This is a genomic window from Phytobacter sp. V69, from assembly GCF_965644215.1.
Classification (GTDB): Bacteria; Pseudomonadota; Gammaproteobacteria; order Enterobacterales; family Enterobacteriaceae; genus Phytobacter.
Map to the genome: position 1 here is coordinate 1 of NZ_CBFFRL010000226.1, position 6,643 is coordinate 6,643.

Annotated in this window: 7 protein-coding genes and 2 pseudogenes; 3 read left to right on the forward strand and 6 right to left on the reverse strand. The window is 54.0% G+C overall.

The features are described from left to right. Positions 1–150: 150 nt before the first annotated feature. Positions 151–483 (forward strand): SdpI family protein, encoded by a 333-nt coding sequence (locus tag ACSZPU_RS21920; protein WP_499003103.1) that lies wholly within the window; start codon positions 151–153, stop codon positions 481–483. A 123-nt stretch (positions 484–606) separates the two neighbouring features. Here ACSZPU_RS21920 and ACSZPU_RS21925 read toward each other — a convergent pair whose 3' ends face one another. Next, complete coding sequence (locus ACSZPU_RS21925; RefSeq protein ID WP_499003105.1) at positions 607–1,170, reverse strand: hypothetical protein; 564 nt, start codon at positions 1,168–1,170, stop codon at positions 607–609. Positions 1,171–1,295: 125 nt separating this feature from the next. Here ACSZPU_RS21925 and ACSZPU_RS21930 point away from each other — a divergent pair. Next, positions 1,296–1,527, forward strand: a pseudogene (locus ACSZPU_RS21930) (helix-turn-helix domain-containing protein). A 204-nt stretch (positions 1,528–1,731) separates the two neighbouring features. Here ACSZPU_RS21930 and ACSZPU_RS21935 read toward each other — a convergent pair. The 3 genes from ACSZPU_RS21935 to ACSZPU_RS21945 are packed head-to-tail and all read right to left on the reverse strand — an operon-like array spanning position 1,732 to position 3,571. Continuing rightward, on the reverse strand, positions 1,732–2,274 hold the full coding sequence (locus tag ACSZPU_RS21935) for a 1,2-dihydroxy-3-keto-5-methylthiopentene dioxygenase (protein ID WP_499003108.1): 543 nt from the start codon (positions 2,272–2,274) through the stop codon (positions 1,732–1,734). Then, positions 2,271–2,960 carry an acireductone synthase gene (gene mtnC / locus ACSZPU_RS21940; protein WP_499003111.1) on the reverse strand — a complete coding sequence of 230 codons (690 nt, stop codon included), beginning with the start codon at positions 2,958–2,960 and terminating at the stop codon, positions 2,271–2,273. Before mtnC ends, ACSZPU_RS21935 begins: the two co-directional genes overlap by 4 nt. Continuing rightward, the gene (locus ACSZPU_RS21945; protein WP_499003115.1) at positions 2,960–3,571 is read right to left on the reverse strand and encodes a methylthioribulose 1-phosphate dehydratase; all 612 of its coding nucleotides are present in this window, start codon (positions 3,569–3,571) and stop codon (positions 2,960–2,962) included. Before ACSZPU_RS21945 ends, mtnC begins: the two co-directional genes overlap by 1 nt. A 125-nt stretch (positions 3,572–3,696) precedes the next feature. Between ACSZPU_RS21945 and ACSZPU_RS21950 the strand changes: the two genes are divergently transcribed. Next, complete coding sequence (locus tag ACSZPU_RS21950) at positions 3,697–4,857, forward strand: pyridoxal phosphate-dependent aminotransferase (protein ID WP_499003118.1); 1,161 nt, start codon at positions 3,697–3,699, stop codon at positions 4,855–4,857. Here ACSZPU_RS21950 and ACSZPU_RS21955 read toward each other — a convergent pair whose 3' ends face one another. Continuing rightward, the gene (locus ACSZPU_RS21955) at positions 4,858–5,484 is read right to left on the reverse strand and encodes an IbrB-like domain-containing protein (RefSeq protein WP_499003121.1); all 627 of its coding nucleotides are present in this window, start codon (positions 5,482–5,484) and stop codon (positions 4,858–4,860) included. After that, positions 5,469–6,569, reverse strand: a pseudogene (locus ACSZPU_RS21960) (phosphoadenosine phosphosulfate reductase); the annotation flags it as partial. The gene ACSZPU_RS21955 and the pseudogene ACSZPU_RS21960, both read right to left, overlap by 16 nt. Between the last annotated feature and the right edge of the window lie 74 nt (positions 6,570–6,643).

Consider the following 6,643-nt stretch of genomic DNA (forward strand, 5'->3'; position numbering starts at 1 on the left):
TAAAACGGTATGCCGATCATGAATACCATCGGAACCGCGAAGCGGTGACGCTCGCCCTGTAAGGGCGCTAATGTTCAAACATGATGAAGCTGCACGCGCGCCTGATAGCGAATTTGTAATTAAACCGAACAAGAAAAGGGAGCGTTTTTGATGGATATGAATTTTATCTGGCTGAGTATCGCCAGCCTGGTGCTGATGGCGCTGGCTGTTCCACTGCTTTTGCAGAAGGTGAAACCGAACCGCTGGTATGGGGTGCGAACGGCTCGAATTATCAATGATGAGAAACTGTGGTATCGGGCTAATCGTCTGTATGGCATTGCGATGCTGACGGCGGGCGTGGCGTTTTTTGTGCTCTCAGCCATCCTGGGGAACTGGCGTCCGGGTGAGGATAACCAAAAGATAAGCCTGGTGCTGTTTCTGCTCGAAGTGCTGGTGCCCGCCTTTTTTGTGCAGATGCGCGTCAGGGTACTGGTCCGCATGTAATGCGCTGAATTCCCCCGGCTGGCGCTGCGCTTAGCCGGGCTACGAATTTTGCGCTTCGTGTCATCCCGGGGCGATAACGGTTCCCTCTCCCCGTGGGAGAGGGGTAGGGTGAGGGGCAATCCGTCAAACACACGGCCCCTTCGCGCAACCGTACATCATCACCAGCGGGAAAATGGGGATCATCAACGGGGCCACATAACTGATATTTTGCTCCGTTTTATCGGTGATGGTCACGGTGACTGGCGTTGCTAACTTCGTCGCCTCTGAGGTACGGAAATGCAGTGCGCCATAGATGTGACCCTGCGCTTTAAACACCGCCACCAGCGTTTTCCCGGACTCCATCACATGGGCGTTGTAGTGATATTTCAGCCTGTCCGTCTGCGTGGGTGTTAACTGGGTGGCATCAACAATTGCCCGATACTCCGCTGTGACATCCTTACCTTTCACCACAAAAAACACCGCTACGCCGGGGCTTTTGTCACCGAATTCGTCATAAAAGGCTTTGTAGTCGTTATAGACGTCGTGGGTCTTATCGCGCTGGAATACATAGCCGTGCTTGTCTGACAGGACCGTAATATTGTTATCCATCACCCGCAGGTAATTGAGGGTATCCTCTTTCGGCATCGGCACCGTGGTGGCACAACCGCTCAGCACCATCATCAACAGCATCAATATGACTTTCTTCATTTTTCCTTCCCTGTGAATCGCTTTCGCAAAGAGAGCAAGTATAGGCCGCGTTTAGCAGGAGAAAAGCAGGGCTACGGGAATGGGTAGGGTGTTTCGCCAAAAGTCAGAGAAAAGGGATCGACGTTATGGCATCTGTTTACAGGGAAGAATATCAGAGGGTTATCACCGCACTCAAAAATGCCCGTAAGGCTCGTGGCATTACACAAGCACAGCTTGCAGGTATTGGGTAAACCGCAGTCATTTATCGCCAAGGTTGAAAACGGCGAAAGAAGGCTGGATGTGGTGGAGTTTGTGCATCTGGCGAGACGGGGGGACGTTGAGGTGGAAGAGGTATTGCAATGGATTGGTGAAAAATAACCGCCGGGTTTCGAATCAGGATCCCACTAGCGACTCTGCTGAGGTGAGTGGGATCTCTGAATCATAAATACGGAATGTAGCAGACAACTCAGAGGGTTAAGGTCGAACGGTGAGCGCGAAGAAAAGGCGTACATGATACCATTGGCAGCGTGGTAGCCCGGATAAGGCGTTTACGCCGTCATCCGGGGGCTTTCCCGGATTCAATCACGCCAGCTTCGGATACCCGTCCGCAATCGCATCGCCGGTAAACTGGGCAATCCAGCCTTCCGGGTTGTCGAAAATACGGATGGCGGTGAAGTTGGGTTCGGAGCCCATATCAAACCAGTGCGGGGTGCCTGCGGGTACGGAGATCAGGTCGTTCTTCTCGCACAGCACCTGATACACCTCGTCGCCGATATGCAGGCAGAACAGCCCGGCACCTTCCACGAAGAAACGCACTTCATCTTCGCCGTGGGTGTGTTCGTTGAGGAACTTGGCGCGCATCGCCTCTTTTTGCGGGTTATCCGCACGCAGGCTGATCACATCCCAGCTCTGGTAGCCTTTTTCCTCGACCAGCTTGTCGATGGCGTGCTGATAGGCGGTGATCACCGTCTCCGGTGACGGATTGGCACCCAGGTCGCGGTCGGCTTCCCAGCGTTCAAAACGCACCTCTTTCGCATTCAGCTTCTGCTGAATCTCGGTGGCGTCGGTGCTGTGCCAGGCGGGCTTGCTGGCGTCTTTGTCAGAATAAATCGTCAGTGCGCTCATGAGGGGATCTGCTCCGGCTTAATGTGGTCGAAAGAAGGTACCTGGTGATGATGGCTCGTGGCATCGTTGTCGCCACGAATCAACTGCAGGGTGCGAAAACCAGCCTGTTCGGCGGCGTCCAGCTCCTCGTGGATATCAGAGAGGAACAGGATTTGTACTGGCGGCACGCCCAGCTGTTCAGCAATGTTGCGATAAGACTGTATTTCACGCTTCGCACCGACCAGGGTGTCAAAGTAACCGCTGAACAGATGAGTAATATCACCTTCGTCGCTGTAGCCAAATAACAGTTTTTGCGCGGCGACAGAGCCAGAGGAATAAACATAAAGATCAATGCCTTTGGCTTTCCATTTTTCCAGCGCGGGCAGCACGTCCGGGTAGAGATGACCGGTAAAGTCGCCATTCACATAGCCATCGCGCCAGATAATGCCCTGCAGCGCTTTCAGCGGCGTGGATTTGCGATCCTCATCCATAAACTGCAGCAGTGTGTCGAGCAGAACGGTGGTGGTCGCGTCCGGCTGTGCTACCTCTTCCCGCAGGTTATCGAGGATGGTTTTTACCGGTTCGTGATACTGCTGTGCGTTCAGAAAAGCCGGCAGGCGTTCGCGGGCATAGGGAAATAACACGTTGTGCACAAAGCGAATATCGCTGGTGGTGCCTTCTATGTCGGTAACTATCGCGCGGATCATTATTTCTCCAGCAGACGGCGCTGCATTTCGCATTCAAATAAAAATTCCAGTCCTTCCAGATGGCGACGCGCTTCTGCCACGTCGCGCCCCCAGCAGGTCAGACCGTGACCACGCAGCAAGAAGCCATAGTTCAACGGACGTTCTTGCGCGTAGTGTTCAATATGGCGGGCGAGGGCATCAATATCCTGGGTGTTATCGAAAATTGCAATCGGCACGGTATCAAGATGCGTCGTTTGTCCACGCAGCGATTTTTGCATTTCGAAACCGCTGATCAGCAGCTCAGACGCAGGCTCAATGCGTGACAGCACGGTGGCGTTCACCGTATGCACATGCAGAACCGCATTCGCGTCTGGAAACAAGCGATAAATCAGGGTATGCAGGCCCGTTTCGGCAGATGGTTTACGTCCCGACGGGGCATGATTATCGGCAATAGAGACTTGCAGAAAATCCGCCGTGGTCAGGCTACCTTTGTCTTTGCCGGATTCACTTAGCCAGCACCAGTGTTCATCTTCACGCACCGACATATTGCCGCCGGTAGCGGGGGCCCAGCCTTTTTGGCCTATCCAGTGACAGGCGCTGACGAGATCGTGGAGTTGCAGGTTATTTGTCATAGTCTTCCTGGTTGCGCGTCGGCAGGAATATTCTTATGGTTTAGACGTCTAAGCGTCTTGATTGCCAAATACTAACATCGTGTTATAGTGTCAGCAACATGAGTATTACACGCAGGCACGCAACGATGAGCGATAACGTACTGATTCCGCAGAGTAAACTTCCCGCCTTAGGCACCACAATTTTCACGCAAATGAGTGCACTGGCGCAGCAGTATAAGGCTATTAACCTGTCTCAGGGATTCCCGGATTTTGATGGTCCTCGTTACCTTCAGGAGCGTCTGGCGTACCACGTAGCGCAAGGGGCGAACCAGTACGCGCCGATGACCGGCGTACAGGCTCTGCGCGATGCCATCGCCGACAAGACCGAAGAACTCTATGGTTATAAACCCGATGCCGCCAGCGACATCACCGTGACCGCCGGGGCAACGGAAGCGTTATACGCGGCGATTACGGCATTGGTGCGTCAGGGCGATGACGTTATCTGTTTTGACCCAAGTTATGACAGCTATGCGCCGGCGGTGGAATTGTCCGGCGGTGTGTTGAAACGTATTGCCCTGCAGCCGCCGCATTTCCGTGTGGACTGGCAGGCGTTTGCCGAACTGCTGAGCGACAAAACCCGCCTGGTTATCCTCAATACGCCGCATAACCCGTCAGCCACGGTATGGCGCAAGGATGATTTCGCGGCCCTGTGGCAGGCGATTGGCGACAAAGAAATTTATGTGCTGAGCGATGAAGTGTATGAGCACATCTGCTTTGCCGAAGAGGGGCATGCCAGCGTACTGGCGCACCCACAGCTGCGTCAGCGGGCGATTGCCGTCTCCTCGTTTGGTAAAACTTTCCATATGACTGGCTGGAAAGTGGGCTACTGCGTGGCACCGGCGGCGATTAGCGCGGAACTGCGTAAAGTGCACCAGTATCTGACCTTCTCCGTGAATACCCCGGCACAGCTGGCGCTGGCGGATATGTTGCGTGAGGAGCCGGAACATTATCGCCAGTTACCGGAATTCTACCGTGAGCGTCGTGATGTGCTGGTTAACGCGCTGAGCCGCAGCCGGCTGGAGATCCTGCCGTGTGAAGGCACGTACTTCCTGCTGGCGGATTACGGCGCCATTTCCGATCTCGATGATGTGAGCTTCTGTCAGTGGTTGACCAAAGAGGTGGGCGTAGCGGCCATCCCGTTGTCGGTATTCTGCGCCGATCCGTTCCCGCATAAGCTTATTCGTCTGTGCTTTGCAAAACAGGAATCGACGCTGCTGGCGGCCGCAGAGCGGTTATGCAAACTATAACTATTTAACCGTCCACGCACGAGAGAATCGACGGCCTGCGAAGAGTTCTGTCAGGCCGTTGATTTGTTTAAGGCGCAATACCTCATCTGCATCCATCCCCAGTTCCTGACCAATCCGCTCTTCTGTCCATCCTGCCCGCGAGAGTTCGCGTACGATTTCCGACATTTCGTTAATCTGGTGGCGTCCGCGCGCCCGGTTATGACGGATGGTTGCCGCCATACGATCGGATTCGCTGCATCTGTTGCTGTTCAGACAGGTGACCGGCAAATACCCTTTCAGCTTGTTTTTCAGCGATGCCTTCCCTTTGCCCAGCTCGTGGCGATGGAAGCCATCGACAATCTCGAAATGATTCGGGCTGTCTTCCATCACCACGATGGGCTGGGTGAACCCGTCAGCCTCCAGTGATTTGAGCAACAGGCGCTTTTCCGGCGGCGCAACATTGTTGGGGTTGTAGTCATTTGGGGCGACTTTGTCATTCTTAATCCACAAAACGCAGTCGATAGGTTGATCGCGAAACGGGCTGAATTCATGAAGCGCGCGGCGAAACGCATTGATGGCTTCAATCCGTTCCTCTTCTGGTAATGCGCGCAGGAACGCGTCGATGTCACCGATTAATCGCTGTTGCATAGAATTCCCCACTCCTTGCTTTTGTTTTTGATTCGCTCGTGATAGCGTTTGTAATTGCTTGTTTTTGTTGGGCTAAAAGAAAGAGCCCGGCACCTGTAATCATTATTCAGCAGCACTTTGCAGATGCGGCGCCAGGAGGGGACATCCTTCGCGCCAGCGTCGTTGGGCTGGCTGTCGGGAATACGCGTTATACCCTGTTTTTCAAACCAGCGCAGATAGACGGCGATTTTGTTGCGGTAATGCTCTGCCGATTGTTCCGGCATGCTGTCGAGTAAAAACAGACCATACTCCCGCCAGCTTAAGTGGGCGGGTTTTGTCAGCCTGCGGTGGCCATAGAACTGGTTGTCCTGGCCGGCGTAAATCCCGCCGCTGCTCACGCCGCTAACGCGCTCACACATCACGGCCCAACGTTCGGGTCCGATGACATGATAGAGCCACAAGCCCTGGCGCTGCTCCGGGCCGAAAGGTTCACAAATGCGCATATAGCGTGCCGGAACGCCTGCCTGATACATCAGGTCATACAGGCGGTTGTAGGGGGTGCGGGTTTTGCCAAACCAGGTCCAGATATCGGCTGTTTTCCAGTCATAAATCGGGTAAATATACCAGGCATGTCCGCGTGGGGTGGCGGTGGTCCAGGGTTTATCGTCGGCAAAACGCATTTTACGCGCCGAGGCGATAGCCAAAAAACGGTTGTACGATTCATCCGCACGGATGCCAATCATCATTGCTGCCGGACGATGGTTGGCGAACCAGTCGGCGAACTCGCTGACAAAGGCTTCAAACGTCATTCCCTGTTCATAAAAGGGGAGCTCTTTCGGATCGGTGATGGCGTGTTCTGGCGGTTGACGAACCCATTCCACGCCGGGTTGCCAGCATTGCCAGGTTGGCGAAAATTGCGACAAACTATTTTGCGTGGTCAGCGGCAGAGCCACCCAAAAAAAACGTTCGGTGACATCGCTGTACGCTTCACGCATCTGCTCGACATGCTCGATGGTATGGCTGAATTGTGCTTCCCAGTCGATGAATAAAATGCTGAATTTCTTTTTAAGCTGGCGTGCGATTTTTGCCGTCAGATTGAGCATGAGGCGGATTCAACTCCGAAGTGCAACGCTAAGCCGCCAATCTTAGCTCTGCAAACACCACAGACGGTTGCCTGAAT